General features: G+C 67.6%; 14 protein-coding genes. 5 read left to right on the top strand and 9 right to left on the bottom strand.

Annotated features, from left to right (window positions below; genetic code table 11):
- The first annotated feature begins 8 nt into the window (after nucleotides 1–8).
- The 3 genes from AC2EWF_RS08715 (at nucleotide 9) to AC2EWF_RS08705 (ending at nucleotide 7,133) form a co-directional block, all read left to right on the top strand.
- Entirely contained in the window at nucleotides 9–686 is a 678-nt protein-coding gene (locus tag AC2EWF_RS08715) for a response regulator (protein WP_483638964.1), read from the top strand.
- Between the two features lie 276 nt (nucleotides 687–962).
- Nucleotides 963–5,657, top strand: a complete 4,695-nt coding sequence (locus tag AC2EWF_RS08710) for a glutamate synthase-related protein (protein WP_483638963.1) — start codon at nucleotides 963–965, stop codon at nucleotides 5,655–5,657.
- 12 nt (nucleotides 5,658–5,669) lie between these two features.
- Nucleotides 5,670–7,133, top strand: coding sequence for a glutamate synthase subunit beta (locus tag AC2EWF_RS08705; protein ID WP_483638962.1), 1,464 nt, complete (start codon nucleotides 5,670–5,672; stop codon nucleotides 7,131–7,133).
- A 224-nt stretch (nucleotides 7,134–7,357) separates the two neighbouring features.
- On the opposite strand, the gene AC2EWF_RS08700 is transcribed toward AC2EWF_RS08705, so the two are convergent.
- Nucleotides 7,358–10,843, bottom strand: coding sequence for a hybrid sensor histidine kinase/response regulator (locus AC2EWF_RS08700; RefSeq protein ID WP_483638961.1), 3,486 nt, complete (start codon nucleotides 10,841–10,843; stop codon nucleotides 7,358–7,360).
- A gap of 74 nt (nucleotides 10,844–10,917) precedes the next feature.
- Here AC2EWF_RS08700 and AC2EWF_RS08695 point away from each other — a divergent pair, with 74 nt between their 5' ends.
- Nucleotides 10,918–11,562 carry a 4'-phosphopantetheinyl transferase family protein gene (locus AC2EWF_RS08695; protein ID WP_483638960.1) on the top strand — a complete coding sequence of 215 codons (645 nt, stop codon included), beginning with the start codon at nucleotides 10,918–10,920 and terminating at the stop codon, nucleotides 11,560–11,562.
- 43 nt (nucleotides 11,563–11,605) lie between these two features.
- Nucleotides 11,606–12,349, top strand: a complete 744-nt coding sequence (locus AC2EWF_RS08690; RefSeq protein ID WP_483638959.1) for a pyridoxine 5'-phosphate synthase — start codon at nucleotides 11,606–11,608, stop codon at nucleotides 12,347–12,349.
- A gap of 113 nt (nucleotides 12,350–12,462) precedes the next feature.
- On the opposite strand, the gene AC2EWF_RS08685 is transcribed toward AC2EWF_RS08690, so the two are convergent.
- From AC2EWF_RS08685 to dnaN, 8 genes are all read right to left on the bottom strand, one after another.
- Nucleotides 12,463–12,873, bottom strand: a complete 411-nt coding sequence (locus AC2EWF_RS08685; RefSeq protein ID WP_483638958.1) for an ExbD/TolR family protein — start codon at nucleotides 12,871–12,873, stop codon at nucleotides 12,463–12,465.
- A 6-nt stretch (nucleotides 12,874–12,879) separates the two neighbouring features.
- Complete coding sequence (locus AC2EWF_RS08680) at nucleotides 12,880–13,305, bottom strand: ExbD/TolR family protein (protein ID WP_483638957.1); 426 nt, start codon at nucleotides 13,303–13,305, stop codon at nucleotides 12,880–12,882.
- Between the two features lie 11 nt (nucleotides 13,306–13,316).
- Nucleotides 13,317–14,069 (bottom strand): MotA/TolQ/ExbB proton channel family protein, encoded by a 753-nt coding sequence (locus AC2EWF_RS08675; RefSeq protein ID WP_483638956.1) that lies wholly within the window; start codon nucleotides 14,067–14,069, stop codon nucleotides 13,317–13,319.
- A gap of 50 nt (nucleotides 14,070–14,119) precedes the next feature.
- Complete coding sequence (locus AC2EWF_RS08670; protein WP_483638955.1) at nucleotides 14,120–14,719, bottom strand: energy transducer TonB; 600 nt, start codon at nucleotides 14,717–14,719, stop codon at nucleotides 14,120–14,122.
- Nucleotides 14,720–14,976: 257 nt separating this feature from the next.
- Complete coding sequence (locus tag AC2EWF_RS08665; RefSeq protein WP_483638954.1) at nucleotides 14,977–16,263, bottom strand: tetratricopeptide repeat protein; 1,287 nt, start codon at nucleotides 16,261–16,263, stop codon at nucleotides 14,977–14,979.
- Between the two features lie 304 nt (nucleotides 16,264–16,567).
- Nucleotides 16,568–18,997 carry a DNA topoisomerase (ATP-hydrolyzing) subunit B gene (gene gyrB / locus AC2EWF_RS08660; RefSeq protein WP_483638953.1) on the bottom strand — a complete coding sequence of 810 codons (2,430 nt, stop codon included), beginning with the start codon at nucleotides 18,995–18,997 and terminating at the stop codon, nucleotides 16,568–16,570.
- A gap of 68 nt (nucleotides 18,998–19,065) precedes the next feature.
- On the bottom strand, nucleotides 19,066–20,145 hold the full coding sequence (gene recF, locus AC2EWF_RS08655; RefSeq protein ID WP_483638952.1) for a DNA replication/repair protein RecF: 1,080 nt from the start codon (nucleotides 20,143–20,145) through the stop codon (nucleotides 19,066–19,068).
- Nucleotides 20,146–20,234: 89 nt separating this feature from the next.
- Nucleotides 20,235–21,335, bottom strand: coding sequence for a DNA polymerase III subunit beta (gene dnaN, locus AC2EWF_RS08650; RefSeq protein WP_483638951.1), 1,101 nt, complete (start codon nucleotides 21,333–21,335; stop codon nucleotides 20,235–20,237).
- Between the last annotated feature and the right edge of the window lie 4 nt (nucleotides 21,336–21,339).

Here is a 21,339-nt window from a genome sequence, read left to right as displayed (position 1 = left end):
AAGCCGCCATGCCCGACATCCTGATCGCCGATGACCACCCGCTGTTCCGCGACGCCCTGCAGCGCGCGGTGCTGGCGGCGCTGCCGCGGGCGCAGGTGCGCAGTGCCGGCAGCGTGCACGGCCTCTACACGCTGATCGAGCAGTATCCCGACGCCGACCTGCTGTTGCTCGACCTGCACATGCCCGGCGCACGCGGCTATTCCGCGCTGGCGCACATCCGCGGCCAATACCCCGGCCTGCCGATCATCGTGGTGTCCGGCCACGAGGAGGCCCAGGTCGCGCGCCGCGCGCTCGCCCACGGCGCCGCCGCCTACATCCCCAAGTCCACCGCCGGCGAGGACATCGTCCACGCCATCCGCACCGTGCTCGACGGCGACGTATGGCTGCCGCCGCAACTGGTCGGCGGCAATGCCGAACTCCGGCCCGGCGAAGCCGACGTCGCCGCCCGCGTCGCCGCGCTCACCCCGCAGCAGTTCCGCGTGCTCACCATGATCGCCGAGGGCCTGCTCAACAAGCAGATCGCCTGGGAACTCGGCGTTTCCGAAGCTACCGTGAAGGCGCACATGACCGCGATCATGCGCAAGCTCGGCGTCAACAACCGCACCCAGGTGGCGCTGGCCGCCAGCCAGCTCGCCGTCGAACCCGGCGCGATGCAGCCCCTGCCGGCAGGGGAAGACGGGGAGTAGCCCCCGGCCCCGCGCGGGCGACGGCACGTCCACCCGCTGCGCATGCCCGGTCCCGGATCGACCGGCGACGGGCGCTCCTGGCGGCGCCCTGTAGCGCGACATCGGATGGCAACGGTGGCGGCCGGAAGCTTCTCTCCGAATTTTTCCAAGTGACAGCCATGGACGTTTAGACATAAAAACGTCCATACCCTTGCGCGGCAGGGCTTGCGGGATCGGCTCGCTTGCGCTATTGCTGCAGTGCAGTATATTCGGAATGCCACCCCCGGAGATCCCACGATGAGCCAGCCGCATGCGCAGGGCCTGTACGACCCACGCCATGAGCACGATGCCTGTGGCGTCGGCTTCGTCGCGCACATCAAGGGGCGGAAAAGCCATGCCATCATCGGGCAGGGGCTGGCGATCCTGCGCAATCTCGACCATCGCGGCGCGGTGGGCGCCGATCCGCTGATGGGCGACGGCGCTGGCATCCTGATCCAGATCCCCGATGCGCTGTATCGCGAGGAGATGGCGCTGCAGGGCGTGAACCTGCCGCCGCCCGGCGAATACGGCGTGGGCATGGTCTTCCTGCCCAAGGAGGAAGCCTCGCGGCTGGCCTGCGAGCAGGAGCTGGAGCGCAAGGTGCGCGCCGAGGGCCAGCTGGTGCTGGGTTGGCGCGACGTGCGGGTGGACACGGAGATGCCGATGTCGCCCACGGTGAAGGCGCGCGAGCCGGTCATCCGCCAGATCTTCATTGGCCGCGGCCCCGACGTGATGGTGCCGGACGCGCTGGAGCGCAAGCTCTACGTGATCCGCAAGACCTCCAGCCACGCGATCCGCGCGTTGGGCCTGAAGCACGGCCAGGAATACTTCGTGCCCTCGATGTCCACGCGCACCGTGGTCTACAAGGGGCTGCTGCTGGCCGGCCAGGTGGGGCGCTATTACAAGGACCTGGCCGACCCGCGCGCCGTGTCGGCGCTGGCGCTGGTGCACCAGCGCTTCTCCACCAACACCTTCCCCGCCTGGGAGCTGGCGCATCCCTACCGCATGGTCGCGCACAACGGCGAGATCAACACGGTGAAGGGCAACGTGAACTGGCTGAACGCGCGCACCGGCGCGATCGCCTCGCCGGTGCTGGGCGAAGACCTACCCAAGCTGTGGCCGCTGATCTATCCCGGCCAGAGCGACACCGCCTCGTTCGACAACTGCCTGGAACTGCTCACCATGGCCGGCTATCCGCTGGCCCACGCGATGATGATGATGATCCCGGAGGCATGGGAGAAGCACACGCTGATGGACGACAACCAGCGTGCGTTCTACGAGTACCACGCGGCGATGATGGAACCGTGGGACGGTCCCGCCGCGATCGCATTCACCGACGGCCGCCAGGTCGGGGCCACGCTGGACCGCAACGGGCTGCGGCCCGCGCGTTACCTCATCACCGACGACGACCTCGTGATCCTCGCCTCCGAAGCCGGCGTGCTGCCGGTGCCCGAGGCCAGCATCGTGAAAAAGTGGCGCCTGCAGCCGGGCAAGATGCTGCTGATCGACATGGAGGCCGGCCGGATCATCGACGACGGGGAACTGAAGGCCCAGCTCGCCAACGCGCGGCCGTACAAGCAGTGGATCGAGCGCATCCGCATCAAGCTAGACGACTTGCCCGACGCGCCGCCCGAGCCCCTGGCGGGCGAACACCTGCTCGATCGCCAGCAGGCCTTCGGCTACACCGCGGAAGACCTGAAGTTCCAGCTGCTGCCGATGGCGCAGAACGGCGAAGAGGCGATCGGCTCGATGGGCAACGACGCGCCGCTGGCGGTGCTGTCCGATCGCGCCAAGCCGCTCTACGACTACTTCCGCCAGACCTTCGCCCAGGTCACCAACCCGGCGATCGACCCGATCCGCGAATATCTGGTGATGTCGCTGGTGTCCTTCATCGGGCCCAAGCCCAACCTGCTGGACATCAACAACGTCAACCCGCCGCTGCGCCTCGAAGTGCAGCAGCCCGTGCTGGGCTTCGCCGAGATGGCGAAGATCCGCAAGATCGGCCGCTACTCCAAGGGCAAGTTCCGCAGCCACACGCTGGACATCACCTATCCCGCGCGCTGGGGCAAGGCCGGCATCGAGGCGCGCCTCGCCTCGCTGTGCGCGCAGGCGGTAGACGCGATCAAGCAGGGCCACAACATCCTGGTCGTGTCCGATCGCCTCGCCGACCGCGAGCGCGTGGCCATCCCGGCCCTGCTCGCCACCTCGGCGGTGCACCAGCATCTGGTGGAGCGCGGCCTGCGCACCTCCACCGGCCTGGTGGTGGAAACCGGCTCCGCGCGCGAAGTGCACCACTTCGCCCTGCTCGCCGGCTACGGCGCCGAGGCGGTGCACCCCTACCTGGCGATGGAGACGCTGGCGGCGCATCACGCCAGGGCGCCGGGGGGCATCACGGCGGAGAAGGCCATCGCGAACTACGTCAAGGCCATCGACAAGGGCTTGCAGAAGGTGATGTCCAAGATGGGCATTTCCACCTACATGTCCTACACCGGCGCGCAGATCTTCGAGGCGGTGGGGCTGGCGCGCGAGCTGGTGGACAAGTACTTCACCGGCACCACCAGCAACATCGAAGGCGTCGGCCTGTTCGAGCTGGCGGAAGAAGCGCTGCGCCAGCACGCCACCGCCTGGGGCGACGGCCCGCTGCATGCCGATACGCTGGCCGACGGCGGCGACTACGCCTGGCGCGTTCGCGGCGAACAGCACCTCTGGACTCCCGACGCCATCGCCAAGCTGCAGCACGCCACCCGCGCCAACAACGCCGACACCTACGAGGAATACGCACGCCTCGTCAACGACCAGAGCCGCCGCCACCTCACCCTGCGCGGCCTGTTCGAGTTCCGCTTCGACCAGGCCACGCCCGTGCCGCTGGACGAGGTGGAGCCGGCCAAGGAGATCGTGAAGCGCTTCGCCACCGGCGCGATGTCGCTGGGTTCGATCTCCACCGAGGCGCACACCACGCTGGCGCTGGCGATGAACCGCATCGGCGGCAAGAGCAACACCGGCGAGGGCGGCGAGGACCCGGCGCGCTACCGTGCGGAACTGAAGGGCGAGGCGATCAAGGACGGCGACACCCTCGCGGGGGTGATCGGGCCGCAGCACGTCGAGCGCGACCTGCCGCTCAAGGCCGGCGATTCGCTGCGCTCGCGCATCAAGCAGGTAGCCTCGGGCCGCTTCGGCGTCACCGCGGCGTACCTCGTCTCCGCCGACCAGATCCAGATCAAGGTGGCGCAGGGGGCCAAGCCCGGCGAAGGCGGCCAGCTGCCCGGCCATAAGGTGTCGGACTACATCGCGCAGCTGCGTTTCTCGGTACCCGGCGTGGGCCTGATCTCGCCGCCGCCGCACCACGACATCTATTCCATCGAGGATCTGGCCCAGCTCATCCACGACCTCAAGAACTGCAATCCGCAGGCGTCGATCTCGGTGAAGCTGGTGTCCGAGGTCGGCGTGGGCACGGTGGCCGCGGGCGTGGCCAAGTGCAAGGCGGACCACGTGGTGATCGCCGGCCACGACGGCGGTACCGGCGCCTCGCCGTGGTCGTCGATCCGCCATGCCGGTTCGCCGTGGGAACTGGGCCTCGCGGAAACACAGCAGACCCTGGTGCTGAACCGCCTGCGCGGGCGCATCCGCGTACAGGCGGACGGCCAGATGAAGACCGGCCGCGACGTGGTGATCGGCGCCCTGCTCGGCGCCGACGAATTCGGCTTCGCCACCGCGCCGCTGGTGGTGGAAGGCTGCATCATGATGCGCAAGTGCCACCTGAACACCTGCCCCACCGGCGTGGCCACGCAGGACCCGGTGCTGCGCCGCCGCTTCACCGGCAAGCCCGAGCACGTGGTGAACTACTTCTTCTTCGTGGCCGAGGAAGTACGCCAGCTGATGGCGAAGCTCGGCATCCGCCGCTTCGAGGATCTGGTCGGCCGCGCCGACCTGCTCGACACCCGCGCCGGCATCGAACACTGGAAGGCCAAGGGGCTGGATTTCAGCCGGGTCTTCCACCGGCCCGGGCTGCCCGACAGCGTGGCCCGCAGGCACGTGGAGGAACAGGACCACGGCCTGTCCCACACGCTCGACCACGTGCTGATCGAGAAGTCCGCCGCCGCGCTGGAGCGCGGCGAGAAGACCCGCTTCATCGTCGACGTGCGCAACATCCACCGCAGCGTGGGCGCGATGCTCTCCGGCGAGGTGGCGCGGCGCTGCGGCCACGAAGGCCTGCCCGACGACACCATCCACGTGCAGCTCGCCGGTACCGCCGGGCAGAGCTTCGGCGCCTTCCTCGCCCGTGGCATCACGCTCGACCTGGTGGGCGAAGCGAACGACTACGTGGGCAAGGGCCTTTCCGGCGGCCGCATCGTGGTGCGCTCGCCCAACGACTTCCACGGCTTCGGCCCGGAGCACATCATCGCCGGCAACACCGTGCTGTACGGCGCCACCGACGGCGAGGCGTTCTTCAACGGCGTGGCCGGCGAACGCTTCGCGGTGCGCAACTCCGGTGCGCGCGCGGTGGTGGAAGGCGTGGGTGACCACGGCTGCGAATACATGACCGGGGGCACCGTGCTGGTGCTTGGCGATACCGGTCGCAATTTCGCCGCCGGCATGTCCGGCGGCGTGGCCTACGTGTACGACCCGAGGCGCCAGTTCGAGGCGCGCTGCAACCTCGCCATGGTGGCGCTGGAACCGGTGCTTGCCGGCGTGGAGCAGGAGGTGTGCGTCCCGCGCGCGCAATGGCACCACCCCGCGCGCGGCGCGGCGTCCGCCACCGACGAAACCATCCTGCGCCAGCTGCTGGAGGCGCACTTCCGCCATACCGGCAGCTTCCGCGCCAAGGAAATCCTGGCCGACTGGCCCAATGCACGCAGCCGCTTCGTGAAGGTGATGCCGCACGAGTACAAGCGCGCGCTGGCCGCCGCGAACAGCGGCAGCGGCACGGCAACCCCAGCCACGGCAGCCATCTGAGGAAACGCGACGATGGGCAAGATCACCGGCTTTCTCGAACTCGACCGCCTGGCGGAGCCCGTCGAGGCGCCGGCCGAGCGCAAGCGCCATTGGCGCGAATTCGTGCGCCAGCTCGACAACGATGACGCGCAGAAGCAGGCCGCGCGTTGCATGGACTGCGGCATCCCGTTCTGCCACAGCGGCTGCCCGGTCAACAACATCATCCCGGACTTCAACGACCTGGTTTACCGGGGCGACTGGAAGCGCGCGCTGCACAGCCTGCACTCCACCAACAACTTTCCCGAGTTCACCGGCCGCGTCTGTCCCGCGCCCTGCGAGGCGGCCTGCACGCTGAACATCGCCAGCGACGCGGTGGGCATCAAGTCGATCGAGCACAAGATCATCGACAAGGGCTGGGAGGAAGGCTGGGTGCTGCCGCAACCGCCCGCTCGGCTGACCGGCAAGCGCGTGGCCGTGGTCGGCTCCGGCCCCGCTGGCCTCGCCTGCGCCCAGCAGCTCGCGCGCGCCGGCCACGCCGTCACCGTGTTCGAGAAGAACGACCGCATCGGCGGCCTGCTGCGCTATGGCATCCCGGACTTCAAGCTGGAGAAGGGCCACATCGACCGCCGCGTCGAACAGCTGCGCGCCGAAGGCGTGACGTTCCGCACCGGCGTCTACGTGGGCAACCCGCACGACGCCACCGGCATCGGCCAGCGCGAAAGCGTCACGCCGGCGGAACTCAAGCGGGAGTTCGACGCGGTGGTGATCGCCGGCGGCGCGGAAGCGCCGCGCGACCTGCCGGTGCCCGGCCGCGAGCTGGCCGGCGTGCATTTCGCGATGGATTTTCTGCCGCAGCAGAACCGCGTCAACGCCGGCGACACGCTGGACACGCAGATCCTCGCCACCGGCAGGCACGTGGTGGTGATCGGCGGCGGCGACACCGGTTCGGATTGCGTGGGCACCTCCAACCGCCACGGCGCCGCCGCAGTGACCCAGTTCGAACTGCTGCCGCAGCCGCCGAAGCAGGAGGACAAGCCGCTGACCTGGCCGTACTGGCCGTTGCGCCTGCGTACCTCCAGCTCGCACGAGGAAGGCTGCCAGCGCGACTGGAGCGTCGCCACCAAGCGCTTCAACGCCGACGAACACGGCCGCGTGAAGAGCCTCACCGCGGTGCGGCTGGAATGGAAGGACGGCAGGATGAACGAGCTCGCCGGCAGCGAATTCGACGTGCGCGCCGAGCTGGTGCTGCTGGCGATGGGCTTCGTCGCGCCACGCGCCAGGGTGCTCGATGCCTTCGGCGTGGACAAGGATGCGCGCGGCAACGCGAAGGCCACCACCGACGGACCGTCCGGCTACCGCACCAGCGCGGACCAGGTATTCGCCGCCGGCGACATGCGCCGCGGCCAGTCGCTGGTGGTGTGGGCAATCCGCGAAGGGCGGCAATGCGCGCGCGCGGTCGACGAATTCCTGATGGGCCGCAGCGAGTTGTCTCGATAGCAGCGCCCCGTCTGCGTTCCGGCACCAGGACCTCGCGCCTCCGGTGTCCCGGTCACCGTCGAGCCCGGCGCGGCGACCATGGCGCTGCGGTGCCCGAGCGCCGGAGCGAAGCACGAGTGGTGCGCCTCCGATGCGGATCGACTTGCCGTTGCGGACAGGGCGCCATCCCGTCCAGCGGCAATCACCACCGCTGCGCTGACCATAATGTGGCCGGCGGCCAGGGCTTATTTGCGTGACGGTTCCGCGTTGCCGCCCAGCTTCCTGGCCAGCGCGCCCAGCAGGGCGCGCAGTGCCGCGGGCTTCACTGGTTTGTGCAGCAGCGGGTAACCCAGTGCGCGTGCACGCTGCTTGAGTTCGCTGCTGCCGTCTGCGGTGATCAGCGCGGCGGGCAGCGGCGGATCGCGGACGGCTTGCAGCTGCTGCAGCGCCTGCAGGCCGTCGATGTCATCGGCCAGGTGGTAGTCGGCGAGGATCAGGTCGACCGGACCGCGAGCCAGTTCGGCGGCGGCGGCGGCCACGTCGCGTGCGACGCGGCAGTCCACGCCCCAGCGGCCTAGCAGGGCGCGCATGCCATCGAGGATGGCTGCATCGTCGTCCAGGCACAGCACGGTAAGCGGCAACTGCTCATCGCTGCCGCCGCGGTGCACCTGGCGGCGGGGTGGCGTGGCGGCGGCCCGCTGCACCACGATCGCGAAGCAGCTGCCATGGTCGGGGCGCGACCGCAGGTCGAGCCGGTGCTGCAGCATGGCGGCGATGCGGTCGCAGATCGACAACCCCAGGCCCAGGCCTTTCTCGCCCCACGGCGAGGGCCGATCCAGCCGCTGGAACTCACCGAAGATGCGTGCCTGCTGTTCGGCGGCGATGCCGGGGCCGGTGTCCCACACCTCGATGCGTACCTCGTCGCCGACGCGGCGTGCACCCAGCAGCACGCCGCCGCGCCGGGTGTAGCGCAAGGCATTGGAGAGGAAGTTCTGCAGCACGCGGCGCAGCAGCTGCGGGTCGCTGCGCACCGCAAGCCGCGTGGGGGCCACGCGCATGCGCAGGCCACGCTGCTCGGCGAGCACCGCGAACTGGCTCTGCAGCGAGCCGAACAAGTCGGCCAGCGCGAACTCGCCGATCTCCGGGTGGTAGCTGCCGGTATCCAGGCGTGAAGTATCGAGCAGGGCGTCGAGCAGGTCCTCGGCGGCGCGGAACGCGGCGTCGATGCGCTCGGCGAGTTGACGCGACTCCGCGTCCAGCGCCGGTTGCTGGCGCAGCGCGGAAGTGAACAGCCGCGCGGCGTTCAAGGGTTGCAGCAGGTCGTGGCTGGCGGCGGCCAGGAAGCGCGTCTTGGACGCGTTCGCCGCCTCCGCGGTGCGCTGTGCCTGCGCGGTGGCGACCAGCGCCTCACTGAGTTCGGCGGTGCGCTGGCCCACGCGCTGCTCCAGCGTCTCGTTCGCCTCGATCAGCGCCTGCTCCGCGCGCTTGTACGCGGTGACGTCGGTGTAGGTGGTGACATAGCCGCCGCCGGGCAGCGCGCGCCCGCGCATCTCGATGGTGCTGCCGTCGGCGCGTACGCGCTGGAACACGTGCGGCGTGCCCGCGCGCAGATGGCCGAGGCGCTTGGCCACGTGCGCCCCGACTTCGCCGGGACCGCATTCGCCGTGTTCGGCGTTCCAGCGGATCAGGTCCGTCACCGGCACGCCTACGTAGACCATGCCATCGGGGTAGCCGAACAATTCGAGGTAGCGCCGGTTCCACGCCACCAGGCGCATCTCGGCATCCACCACGCTGATGCCCTGCGAGACATTCTCCAGCGTGGAGGACAGCAGCTCGCGGTTGAAGCGCAGCTCCTGCGAGGCTTCGTCCATCAGCGCCATCGCCTCGGCGATGTCCAGCCCCGAGCCGGACAGCATGCCCATCAGAATGCGCCGCGCGCTGGCCGCTCCGACCGCGCCGGCGAGCAGGCGCTCGGTGTGCTGGATCAGCGCGCGGTCGGCTGCTTCGCCGGCCTGCAGTGGCTTGCCGCGTCGCCGTTCGTGCTCGGCGAATGCCCGCTCGGTGCTGCGACGGCCCACGATGCGCGTGGCGATGGTACGCAGGTCGGCCACTGCCACGCGGCCGCGCCAGTCGCCCGCGCCGCCGCGGCTGGCCGCATGCGGCGCGACGAACAAGGCTGCATGCAGGCGTTCCTCCAGGTTGGGCCGCCAGCGCAGCGAGACAAACACGAGGCAGGCCAAGTTGACCAGCAGCGACCAAAGCGTGCCGCGCAGCAGGGGATCGCCGCCGCCGAAATGGAAGGGCGCCTGCGGCCCCAGCCAGCCCAGGCCCAGCGGGCCGTCCTGTTGCCAGTTGCCGACATGCAGCATCGCCGGCAGCAGCAGGGTGTAGGCCCACACCGCGAAGCCGGCGACGAGGCCGATCGCCACGCCGCGCCGGCTCGCGCCACGCCAGTACAGCGCCGCCACGATCGCCGGCGCCAGTTGTGCCACCGCGGCGAACGCGAGCAGGCCGGTGGCGGCGAGGTTCTCGGTGTCGGCCACCACCCGGTAGTAGCCATAGGCAAGCGCGGCCAGGGCCACGATGGCCACGCGGCGCACGCGCAGAACCAGTCGCGAGAGATCGCTGCGGTGTTCCAGCCGCAGACGGTGCACACGCAGTAGCGCCGGCATCACCAGGTCATTGCTGATCATGGTGGACAGCGCCACCGCCGCCACGATCACCATGCCAGTGGCGGCGGAGAAGCCGCCTACGAAGGCCAGCATCGCCATGCCGCCGCTGCCCAGGGCCAGCGGCAGGTTCAGCACCCAAGCGTCGGCGAGGCCGTCTCGCACGGCCGGCAGCTGCGTGCCGGTCGCCACGATGGGCAGCACGGCCAGCATGATCGCCAGCATGTACAGCGGGAACATCCAGCGCGCGCGGTGCAGGTCGCGCGGGTCCTCGCATTCCACTACGCCGATCTGGAACTGCCGCGGCAGGCAGAACATCGCGAAGAACGCCAGCAGGGTCTGCGCGAGGAAGCCGGCGGACACCCCGTCGCCGGGATGGCGCAACGGCAGGCTCGCGGTGGCGGCCAGGCCCGGTCCGTGGCGCAGGGCGAACCACGCCAGCGCGACGAAGGCCACCAGCTTGATCAGCGACTCCAGCGCCACCGCCAGCATCAGGCCATGGTGGTGCTCGGTGGCGTCGATGCTGCGCGTGCCGAACAGTATCGCGAATACGGCGAGCAGGGCGGCGCACCACAGGGCCGGATCCGTCGCTATCGCGCCGCGCACTCCCGGCGTGTCGCCGACCAGTACCGCGAACGACATCGCCACCGCCTTCAGCTGCAGCGCGATGTACGGCAGCACCGCCACCACCGCGATCACGGCCACCAGCGCCGCCAGTCCGTGCGACTTGCCGTAGCGTGCGCCAATGAAGTCGGCGATCGAGGTGATGTTGCGTTGCTGCGCCACCTCCACGAGCCGGCGCAGCAGGCCGAAGCCGAACACGAACAGCAGCACCGGCCCCAGGTAGATCGGCAGGTAGCCCAGGCCCTCGCGCGCGGCGGTGCCCACCGCGCCGTAGAACGTCCACGAGGAGCAGTACACCGCGAGCGCGAGACTGTAGACGATCGGCCGCAGGCGGGGCTGGCGCGGGTACAGCGGGCGCCGGTCGCCCGCCCAGGCCACGCCGTAGAGCAGCCCCACGTAGAGCAGCGCGACTAGCAGCAGCAGCCAACCGGCGATCACGCGCCCCTCCCCGGAAATCGATCTGGCGCGCCGCCGGCTTGTGCGCGGCGGCACCTGTCCGTCAGCATGCGCGCATGCACACCGTCGACGGATTCCTGCCCACGAAAGTAGCAGAGCCCCTGCACGCTGACGAGGTTCACGTCTGGCGCGTGCAGCGGCCGAAGGGGGCGGGGCGCGGGCCGCTGCTTGCCTTGCTGGCGGGTTACCTCGGCATCGCGCCGGGCGAGGTGCGACTGGTGGCGAACGCGCACGGCCGGCCGGCGCTGGATCCTGGCCAAGGCGGTACGCTCGACTTCAACTGGTCGCACAGCGGCGAGCAGGCACTGGTTGCGCTGGCCCGCGGCATCGCTCCCGGCATCGACCTGGAGCAGCGCCGCACGCGCGCGAACGCGCTGGAGATCGCGCAGCGCTTCTTCACCGCCGATGAAGCCGGCTGGCTGGGCACGCTGGACGAGGCTGAACGGCGCTCGGCCTTCCTCGAACTGTGGACCGCGCGCGAGGCGGTGCTGAAGGCGCTGGGCCGCGGCCTCGCCTTCGGGCTGGACCGGCTGGCGTTCCGCCACGGACCGGACGGGCCAGTGCTGCACTGGCTGGACGGCGAGAATCCCGCCGCGTGGCAGTTGCACCGGCTCGACGTCGGCGCCGATGCGTTCGCCGCGCTGGCTTGGCGGGGCACCACGCGGCGCATCTGCCGCTATGCGCTTGCCGAGGCGGCCTGATCGGGGCAGTGTTGCACTCCTTCCTTCGTGACGGACCGCCGCCATGACCCTGCTCAGCGTCAACCTCAACAAGATCGCCGTGCTGCGCAACTCGCGCGGCGGCCGCGAACCCGACATCTGTCGCGCGGCGCAGACCTGCATCGAGAACGGTTGCGGCGGCATCACCGTGCATCCGCGGCCCGACCTGCGCCACGTGCGCCCGGACGACGTGCGCGCACTGGCCGCGATGCTGCGTGGCCGGGTGGAATACAACATCGAGGGCAATCCGTTCGCCGCGCCCCGCGGCGACTATCCCGGCCTCATCGCGCTGGCGCGCGAGGTGCGCCCCACCCAGGTGACCCTGGTGCCCGACAGCGACGGCCAGATCACCTCTGACCACGGCTTCGATCTCACGCGCGACCTCGAGCGGCTGCGCCCGCTGGTGGACGAGCTCAACGCGGTCGGTTGCCGGGTCAGCCTGTTCGTCGATGCCGGCAGCCAGGATTTCGCGGCCGCCAGGGCGATGGGCGTGCAACGTATCGAGATCTATACCGGCCCCTATGCCGAGGCCTTCGCCGAGGGCGAGCCCGACGCCGCGCTTGCGAGCTGCGCCGCCACCGCGCGCCGTGCGCAGCAGGCCGGGCTGGCGGTGAACGCGGGCCACGACCTCAGCCAGGCGAATCTCGGCACATTCAAGGCCGCGATCCCCGGGTTGGCCGAAGTGTCGATCGGCCACGCGCTGATCGGTGAGGCGCTGTACGAGGGCCTGGCCACCACGGTACGCAACTATCTGCAGATCCTGCGGTAGGAATGCGCTCTGCGCCTGGACGGACGTCCAGACGTTCCCGTTTACCGAAAACGCCAACCCCCGCACGGGGCGGGGGTTGGCGCGGGTAACGCTGGGGTGCGGCGGTCGCCGCATTACTGGTCGCTGTCGGTGAATCCGATCTTGACCAGGTTGTACTGCTTCGCGTCGGCCAGCACGGTAGCGACGTACTGGTAGGCGGTGGCATCGGCAGCCTTGATCTGGATTTCCGGCTGGTTGGTCTGCTGGGCGATCACCGCGAACTGCGCCTTGAGGCCCAGCTCATCCACCGGCGTGTCGTTCCAGTAGAACGCGCCACCCTGGTCGATCTTGAGGTTGATCGGCTCGGGTGGGTTCTGCGGTTGCTGCTGGTTCGGATTCGGCTGCGGAAGATCGATCTTGATCTTCTCCAGCGGGATCGGCGCGGTGACCATGAAGATGATCAGGAGCACCAGCATCACGTCGATCAGCGGCGTGATGTTGATGTCCGCCATCGGACCCGACGAGGCTTTGGTGGAAAAGGCCATGACTGCTTACTCCTTCGCCGGCGCGGTGGTCATGAAGCCGACGTGCACCATGCCCTGGCTCTTGGCGTCGCTGATGACCTTGCGCACCACCTTCCATTCGATCGCCTTCTCGGCGCGGATCTGCAGCTCCGGCTGGGGCGTCTTCTGCGCCGCTACCGCCAACTGGTTCTTCAGGTCCGCCTCGCTGATCTGGTGATCCTGGAAGTACATCGAGCCGTCTTCCTTGATCGCGAGGTCCAGCGGCGGGGTTTCCGGCGCCTTTTCCTCGGTGCTCTTGGGATTAGCGATCGGCACCGTGACGGTGATCGGATGGGACATCAGCGGTGCGGTGATCATGAAGATGATCAGCAGCACCAGCATCACGTCGGCCAGCGGCGTGACGTTGATTTCCGAAACCGGACCGCCGGTATTGCCTCCGACGCTCATTGCCATGGGTCAATCCCTCACTCGACGCGCGAACCGGTCGCGAAGAAGTCGTGCAGGTCATGCGCGAACTCGTCGAAACGGGCAAAGATGACGCGGTTCGACCGGTTGAAGAAGTTGAACGCGAGCAGCGCCGGGATCGCAGTGAACAGACCGATCGCAGTCATGATCAGCGCCTCGCCCACCGGGCCGGCCACGGCGGTCATCGAGGCGTTGCCGCTGGCCGCGATGCCGATCAGGGCGTGGTAGATGCCCCACACGGTACCAAGCAGACCGACGAACGGTGCCGACGAACCGACGGTGGCGAGCAGGGTCTGGCCGCCTTCGAGGCGCAGGCTCTCGCGGGCGACGGCCTGGCGCAGCGCGCGGTCGACGAACTCGGAACGGCTCAGCGACTCGGCCAGCCCACCCTTGTTGGCCTGCTGGTGGTGGGCCACCGCCGAAGCAGCGTCCAGCGCGATCTTCGAGAACGGTTCGCCCTTGGGCTGGGTCTCCAGCTCACGGATCGCGTCCTGGGTGGACGGATTGTTCCAGAAGCCGTTGATCACGCCATCGGCGCGCGACTTCACCATGCCGTTACGGATGGTGTTGGCGATGATGAAGTACCAGGACAGGAAGGACATCACCACCAGGGTGACGAACACTACCCAACCCAGCCAGTCGAAGCCCTGGGCGAGGTTGGCGAAGCCCATCTGCTTCATGGCTTCGGCGTTGGAATTGCCCGCCACCTGGGCGGCGGCATCGGTCGGTGCAGGAGTCTGTAGTAGGAACATAACGCTACCCTTGGGAAGTCAAGCGTGAACTGTAGTGGCTGTAACGTGGATTACAGGTTGTTGAGGTTGAAGGTGACCGGAACGCGTGCGTAGCCTTCCACCTTCTTGCCGTTCTTGATCTCTGGATTGAAGCGCCACTTGCCGGCCGCCTCGATCGCCGCGCGATCAAGCTCGTGGTATCCGCTGGACTTGTCGACCTTGATGTCCTTCGGCGAACCGTCAACACCCACCAGGATCAGCAGGATCACCGTGCCTTCATGGCGCTGGCGGATGGCCTGTGGCGGATAACGCGGCTGGATCCGGCTGTTGTAGCTGAGATCCTGCCCAGCGCTGATGTCTGCTGGCGGTGCGGGTGGCGCCGGCGGGGCCGGCGGCGCCGCAGCAACCGCGTTCTGCGACACCTCCTGCACCGGCGGCGGCGGGGCCGGCGGCGGCGGGGTCGGCGGCGGGACCACCTGCTTGATGATCTTCGGCGGCGGCTGCTTGGGCGGCTCCGGCGGCGGCGGCGGTGGTGGCGGCGGCGGCGGCGGCGGCTCGATGAAATTCACCTGCGTGATCTGCTCTTTCTTCTCGTGCTTCTGACTGGGCGGCGCCATCGGCGCGAGCAGGATCAGAAACGCGAAAGCGTGCAGACCGATGGCGAACGCCAACGCGAAGGTTCGTTTCCAACTGAACCCCTCTTCGCGTTCTGTGTCTTCGGTACTAGAGGCCATCTGTCACTATCTGGAGCTGGGAACGGAGAAAGCGTCGCCGCCGATCCGGCAAGTCCCGTCTGGCATATGGACGGGACGCGCCGCTGGGGTTACGCAGGGAAGGTTTCAACGGTACAACAGCATCTGTCTTTTGTATAGCGCTGGCGGGGCAGGCAGATGGACGTCCATCCGCCCCGCGTTTCCTTGCCTGGCAATCACTTGCCCACGTGTGCCTTGCTCAGCCAGTCCTTGGCCTTGCTGGCCGTTTCCGGATCCTTGGCAGCTTCCATCATGGCGGTGACCGCGGCGGGTTTGTCCTTGAGCTGACGCTCCGTCTCGGCGAGCACCATGTAGGCCTGTCCCTTGTGCTGGACGCCCTTGGCGAGGCCCTGCTTCAGGTACTTGCGCGCGTCGGCGAACTTCTGGTCCTGGAAGTAGACACGACCCAGCGCCACATCGAGTTCGCCGTCGCTGGCCAGCGCCGCGCCCTTCTGGTAGTAGCCGATTGCCTTGGCGTCGTTCTCGCCGATCACCGAGGCGTCGCCAGCCAGCTTGTAGTTCGCCGCGCTGGGCTTGATGGCGCCCTTGGCCATACCTTCGTCGAAGGCGGCCAGCGCCTTGGCGCTGCCGCTCTTGGAATCGCCGCCGTTCTGTGCCTGCAGCAGGTAGGCCTTGACCAGATTGATCCAGTCTCCCTCGTCCTTCAGCGCGCCGTTGGTACGGCCCTGCTCCAGCACCTTGATCGCACCGGCGTAGTCCTGCTGTTGCAGCAGGATCGCACTGGCGTTGTGCAGCATGCCGCTGTCGGTGGGGTTCTTCTGGAACTCATCGACGGCCATCTTCGCCGCGTCGCCACCCTTGCCGGATTCGGCGTAGCTGGCCATCAGGATCTGGTTCCAGGAATCCTGCGGCTTGTCGGTGAGCGTCTTGGCCTTCTGGACCGCAGCGATCGCCTCCGGATATTTCTCAAGGCGGTAGTAGTCCATGCCTTCCAGGCCGTAGGAGTCGGCGGTTTCCTTCTTGCCCTCGGCGCGCCACTTCGCGATGGTGTCCAGCGAGGCCTGGTACTGCTGGTCGGCGGCGTACAGCTGGGCCAGCTCGAACATCAGCTGGAAATAGGTATCGTTCGGCATCACGCCGTTGTCGATCGCCCGCTTCAGCAGAGGAATCGCACCCTTCACGTCACCCGCGTTGTAGGTGACGTTGGCGAGACCTTGCAGGGCGATCGCCTGGGCGTACTTGCTCTTGCTCTTGTCGACGATGGGCTGGAGGATCTGCTCGGCCTTGGCCTTGTCGCCGGCGTTCACCGCGTCGAGGCCTTCGTTCAGCGCCTTCTGTTCCTTCTCGCTGGTCAGGTCGAGCTTCGGTGCGACGCGCGCGGTGTTCGGATACTGCACGGCCGGCTTGTCTTTCGATGCACCTGCCGCATGTGCGGGGGCAGCGGCGAAGGTGAACGCGAGCGCGGCGCCAGCCAGCATCGTGAACAGGGGCGTGTGCTTCATGGCGATCCTCGTTTCCGGTGTTTTACGCGATGCAACGTGCGCAGGGGATCGTTGAGACTACCTTGTGCAGTGCTTGCCTGACAAGTTGCATTGCGGCAAGAAAGCTCTTGTCATATCAATGACTTGCGTGAAAGCAACCCATACGCCAGCGAATTGACCGACATTTTCTCCGCCACCGCGGGGCAAATCGCGCCGGAACGCGCTCACAGCAGCGGCGTGATGCGTTGCACACGAATGCATCCCGCGGTGGCGAGGCCTGCATAAACAGGGGTGCGACAGCAGCCGGGCCCTGCCGCGTCGCCGCTCAGATGTCGAGGTTGGCCACCTTCAACGCATTCGCCTCGATGAAATCGCGACGCGGTTCCACCGCCTCGCCCATCAGCATCGAGAACATCTGGTCGGCAGCGAACGCATCCTCGATGCCCACTTGGAGCATGCGGCGTGTCTCCGGGTTGACCGTGGTCTCCCACAGCTGCTCCGGGTTCATTTCGCCCAGGCCCTTGAAGCGCTGGATGGTGCGGCCCTTCTTGGCCTCGTCCAGCAGCCAGCTGCGCACCTCGGCAAAGCGCGTGACGCCGCGCGAGGCGTTGCCGCGGCGGACCACCGCTTCGGCCTGGACCAGGCCCGCCAGCTGCTGGCTGACGTGCAGGATCGGGCGGAATTCGCCGCCGGCGAAGAACGGCTGCGGCAGCAGCAGGGTGTGGCTGAGTCCGTGCTGGTCGCGCACCACCTCGATCGCCGCAGGCTGCTCGCCGTGCGCGGGGCGCAGCGACAGGTGATAGCGCGGCTTGCCCAAGCCGCTGGCCGCAAGGCGCTGCGCGATACCGGCCAGCCAAGCCTGCATGGCGGACGAATCAGCCCACAACTCGGGCGTAATCGGCGTGTGCTCCAGCAACGCCGACAGCACGCTGGTGTCGAAACGATGGCCGAGGCGCTCGATCTGGTCCAGCGCGGTCTGGTAGTCGCGCAGCAGCTTCTCCAGGGCCTCGCCGGCGATCGCTGGCGCCGCCGGATCGGCCACCAGCTCGGCGTTGTCCACCGCATTGGAGATCAGATAGGCGTTCAGCGCCGCGTCGTCCTTCAGGTACAGCTCCTGCTTGCCCTGCTTGAGCTTGTACAGCGGTGGCAGCCCGATGTAGACGTGGCCGCGCTCGATCAGCTCGGGCATCTGGCGGTAGAAGAAGGTCAGCAGCAGGGTGCGGATGTGCGAACCGTCCACGTCCGCGTCGGTCATGATGACGATGCGGTGGTAGCGCAGCTTGTCCGGGTTGTAGTCCTCCTTGCCGATGCCGGTGCCGAGCGCGGTGATCAAGGTGCCGACTTCGGCCGAGGACAGCATCTTGTCGAAGCGGGCCTTCTCGACGTTGAGGATCTTGCCCTTCAGCGGAAGCACCGCCTGGGTCTTGCGGTTGCGGCCCTGCTTGGCCGAGCCACCGGCGGAGTCACCCTCGACCAGGAACAGTTCGCACAGCGCCGGATCCTTCTCCTGGCAATCGGCCAGCTTGCCCGGCAGGCCGGCAATGTCCAGGGCGCCCTTGCGGCGGGTCATCTCGCGGGCCTTGCGCGCAGCTTCGCGGGCGCGCGCGGCGTCGACCACCTTGGAGGCGATCGCCTTGGCTTCGTTGGGGTGTTCCAGCAGGAATTCGCCCAGCTTCTCGTTGACGGCCTGCTCTACCGCGGTCTTCACCTCGGAGGAGACCAGCTTGTCCTTGGTCTGCGAGGAGAACTTCGGGTCGGGCACCTTCACGGACAACACCGCGATCAAGCCCTCGCGCATGTCGTCGCCGGACAGCGCGACCTTGGCGTTCTTCGCCAGGTTTTCCTTCTCGATGTAGCCCTGCAGCGAGCGTGTCAGCGCAGCGCGGAAGCCCGTCAGGTGGGTACCGCCGTCGCGCTGCGGGATGTTGTTGGTGAAGCAGAACATCGTCTCGTTGTACGAGTCGGTCCACTGCATCGCCAGCTCGATGGTGATGCCGTCCTGCTGCGCGCTCAGCGAGATCACGTTCGGGTGCAGCGCGGTCTTCAGCTGGGCCAGGTGCTGCACGAAGGAACGGATGCCGCCCTCATAGGCGAAGGTATCCGAGCGCCCTTCCCCGCGCTCGTCGCGCAGATCGATGGTGACGCCGGAATTGAGGAAGGCCAGCTCGCGCAGGCGCTTGGCCAGGATGTCGTAATGGAACTCGATGTGGGTGAAGGTCTGCGGGCTGGGCAGGAAGCGCACTGTGGTGCCGCGGCGATCCGATGCGCCGACGATCTTCAGCGGGTACAGCGGTTCGCCCAGCGAGTATTCCTGCTGGTGTTCCTGGCCGTCGCGGTAGATCGTCAGCCACAGATGCTCGCTGAGCGCGTTCACCACCGACACGCCCACGCCATGCAGACCGCCGGAGACCTTGTAGGAGTTAGCGTCGAACTTGCCGCCGGCGTGCAGTACGGTCATCACCACCTCGGCGGTGGAGCGGCCCTCTTCCGGGTGAATGTCCACCGGGATACCGCGGCCGTTGTCGTTGACGCTGACCGAGCCGTCGTCGTGTATGGTCACAATCACATGATCGCAGTAGCCCGCCAGCGCCTCGTCGATCGCGTTGTCGACCACTTCGAACACCATGTGGTGCAGGCCGGTGCCATCGTCGGTGTCACCGATGTACATGCCAGGGCGCTTGCGGACCGCTTCCAGGCCTTTCAGCACCTTGATGTTGCTGGAGTCGTAATGCGATTCGTTGGTGGGTTCGTTCATGCGAATCCGGTTCCTGGGGGTGCGGCAGACACGGCAAGCAAACCGTTGAGCTGCGGTGCAATCCTCAATTATAGCAGGGGTGTCAGGCGACCCTGTTCCACGTGGAACATGCGGTGTGGTCGCCCGCGCAAGGCTTCGGGCAGGCTCGTGCCTGTGACCAGGACCTGCGCTCCGCTGTCGTCGAGCTGAGCAATGACTGCTGCCTGGTGCGCCTCGTCCAGCTCGGAAGCGAGGTCGTCGAGGCAGATGATCGGCCAATCACCGTGCTGTTCGGCGTACAGGTGCGCCTGCGCCAACATGCAGCCGAGAGCCGCGAGTTTTTCCTGGCCACGGGAGAGATGTTCGCGCTGGGGAGCATGGTCGAAAGCCAGCGACCAATCGGCTCGGTGGGCGCCGAGGCTGGTATGTCCTCGGGCGAGATCACGGCTGCGCTGGGCCTCCAGTTGCTGGCGCAAATCCGCTTCTTCGGACCAACCCCGACGGTAGCGCAATTCGGGCTCCCCCAATTCCGGCAGCAGGGCGGCGACGCTGGCGTGCAACTGGGGGCGCAGGCGCTCCAGATAGCCCCGTCGATGGTCGTCGATCCAGTCTGCGAGACCCGCCAGTTCGATTTCCCATGGCGAGTACAGCGGAGAACCAGGTGCCGTTCCCGCCCGCAGCAGGCTGTTACGTTGCTTCAAGGCGCGCTGGTAGCGTCGCCAGGCATCCAGGAACGCCTGTTCCACGTGGAACACGCCCCAGTCGAGGAAACGGCGACGTTCCTCGGCGCCGCCGGCAATCAAGGCATGTGACCCGGGTTCAAAGCAGGTTACGGCACACTCGGCGATCAATGCACCGAGGCTCACCCCCTGACCCTCGAGCCGTGCCTCCCAACGGGATGCTTCACGACCGAGCCCAAGACGCACCAGCCGATCACCGGACTGCCGCAGTTCGGCGAACACCGCAAGTCGTGGGGCGCCGCGGGACAGCAAGGCCTCCCGTGCCCCACTGCGGAATGAGCGCGCATGCGACAGCAGGAACACCGCCTCCAGCACACTGGTCTTGCCCGCGCCATTGGCGCCCACGAAGACGTTGATGCCGGACGACAGCAGCAGTTCAACCTCGTGCAGGCAACGCAGATCCTGTACGCGTAGACGATCCAGCCTCATGCCAGGCTCTGCCCCATGCAAGAACGCCGGAGCGTCTCACGACGACCCCGGCGTTGCTCGATGCCATACGACTTGTCGTGGGGCATGCGTCAGAGGCGGAGAGGCATGATTACGTGGCGAGCCTGCTCGCTGTCATGTTCCTGCACGAGGCAGCTGGACTGCGCGTCGCGCAGGCTCAGCCGGGCCTGTTCGCCGCGCAGCGCGGAAAGCGCATCCAGCAGATAGCCCACGTTGAAACCCACGGCGAGATCGGAGACGTGGGTATCGGCCTCGACCTCCTCCACGGCTTCTTCCTGCTCCGGGTTGTGCGCCACGATGCGCAGCTTGCCCGGTGACAGTTCCAGTTTCACGCCACGGTATTTCTCGTTGGACAGGATCGCCGCACGCTGCAGCGCACCGCGCAGCACCTCGCGGTCCAGCGTGGCGGTCTTGTCGGCACCCAGCGGAATCACCGCCTCATAGTCTGGGAAGCGGCCGTCGATCAGTTTGGAGGTAAAGGTGACACCGCCACGACGCACGCGCAGATGGTTGCGACCGAACTCCAGCTCGACCATGCCCTCACCCGGTTCCAGCAGGCCGATCAGCTCGTTGACGCCTTTGCGCGGGATGATGATCTGCCGGCGGGCCTTCACAGAGGTCGCCAGGCTGGTTTCCTTCATCGCGAGGCGGTGGCCATCGGTGGCCACGCAGCGCAAGCTGTGTTCCTGCAGATCCAGCAACATGCCGTTCAAGTAATAGCGAACGTCCTGGTTCGCCATGGCGAACGCGGTGCGTTCCATCAGGTCGCGCAACGCCTCTTCCGGCAGGCTGACCTTTTCCACCAGTTCGATCGAGTCGATAGTGGGGAATTCGCTGGCCGGCAGGGTCGTCAGAGTGAAGCGGCTGCGCCCCGCGTTCATGGCAACGCGATCGCCGTTGAGCTTGAGCTCGATGTTGGCGCCGTCCGGCAACGCCCGCACGATGTCGAAGAATTTGCGCGCCGGAATGGTGACTTCGCCATCGTCGAGCTTGTCCGCCGCGGTGGTGGCGACCATCTCCACTTCCAGGTCAGTCCCGGTCAGGGACAGTTGCCCATCGGCGACCTTGACCAGCAGGTTGGCGAGTACCGGGAGTGTCTGGCGGCGCTCCACCACCCCCACGACCTGTTGCAATGGCTTGAGCAGAGCTTCTCGTTGGATGCTGAATTGCATGTCT

The organism is Rhodanobacter sp. sgz306013 (assembly GCF_057031145.1).
This window is presented reverse-complemented; position numbering and strand designations above follow the sequence as displayed.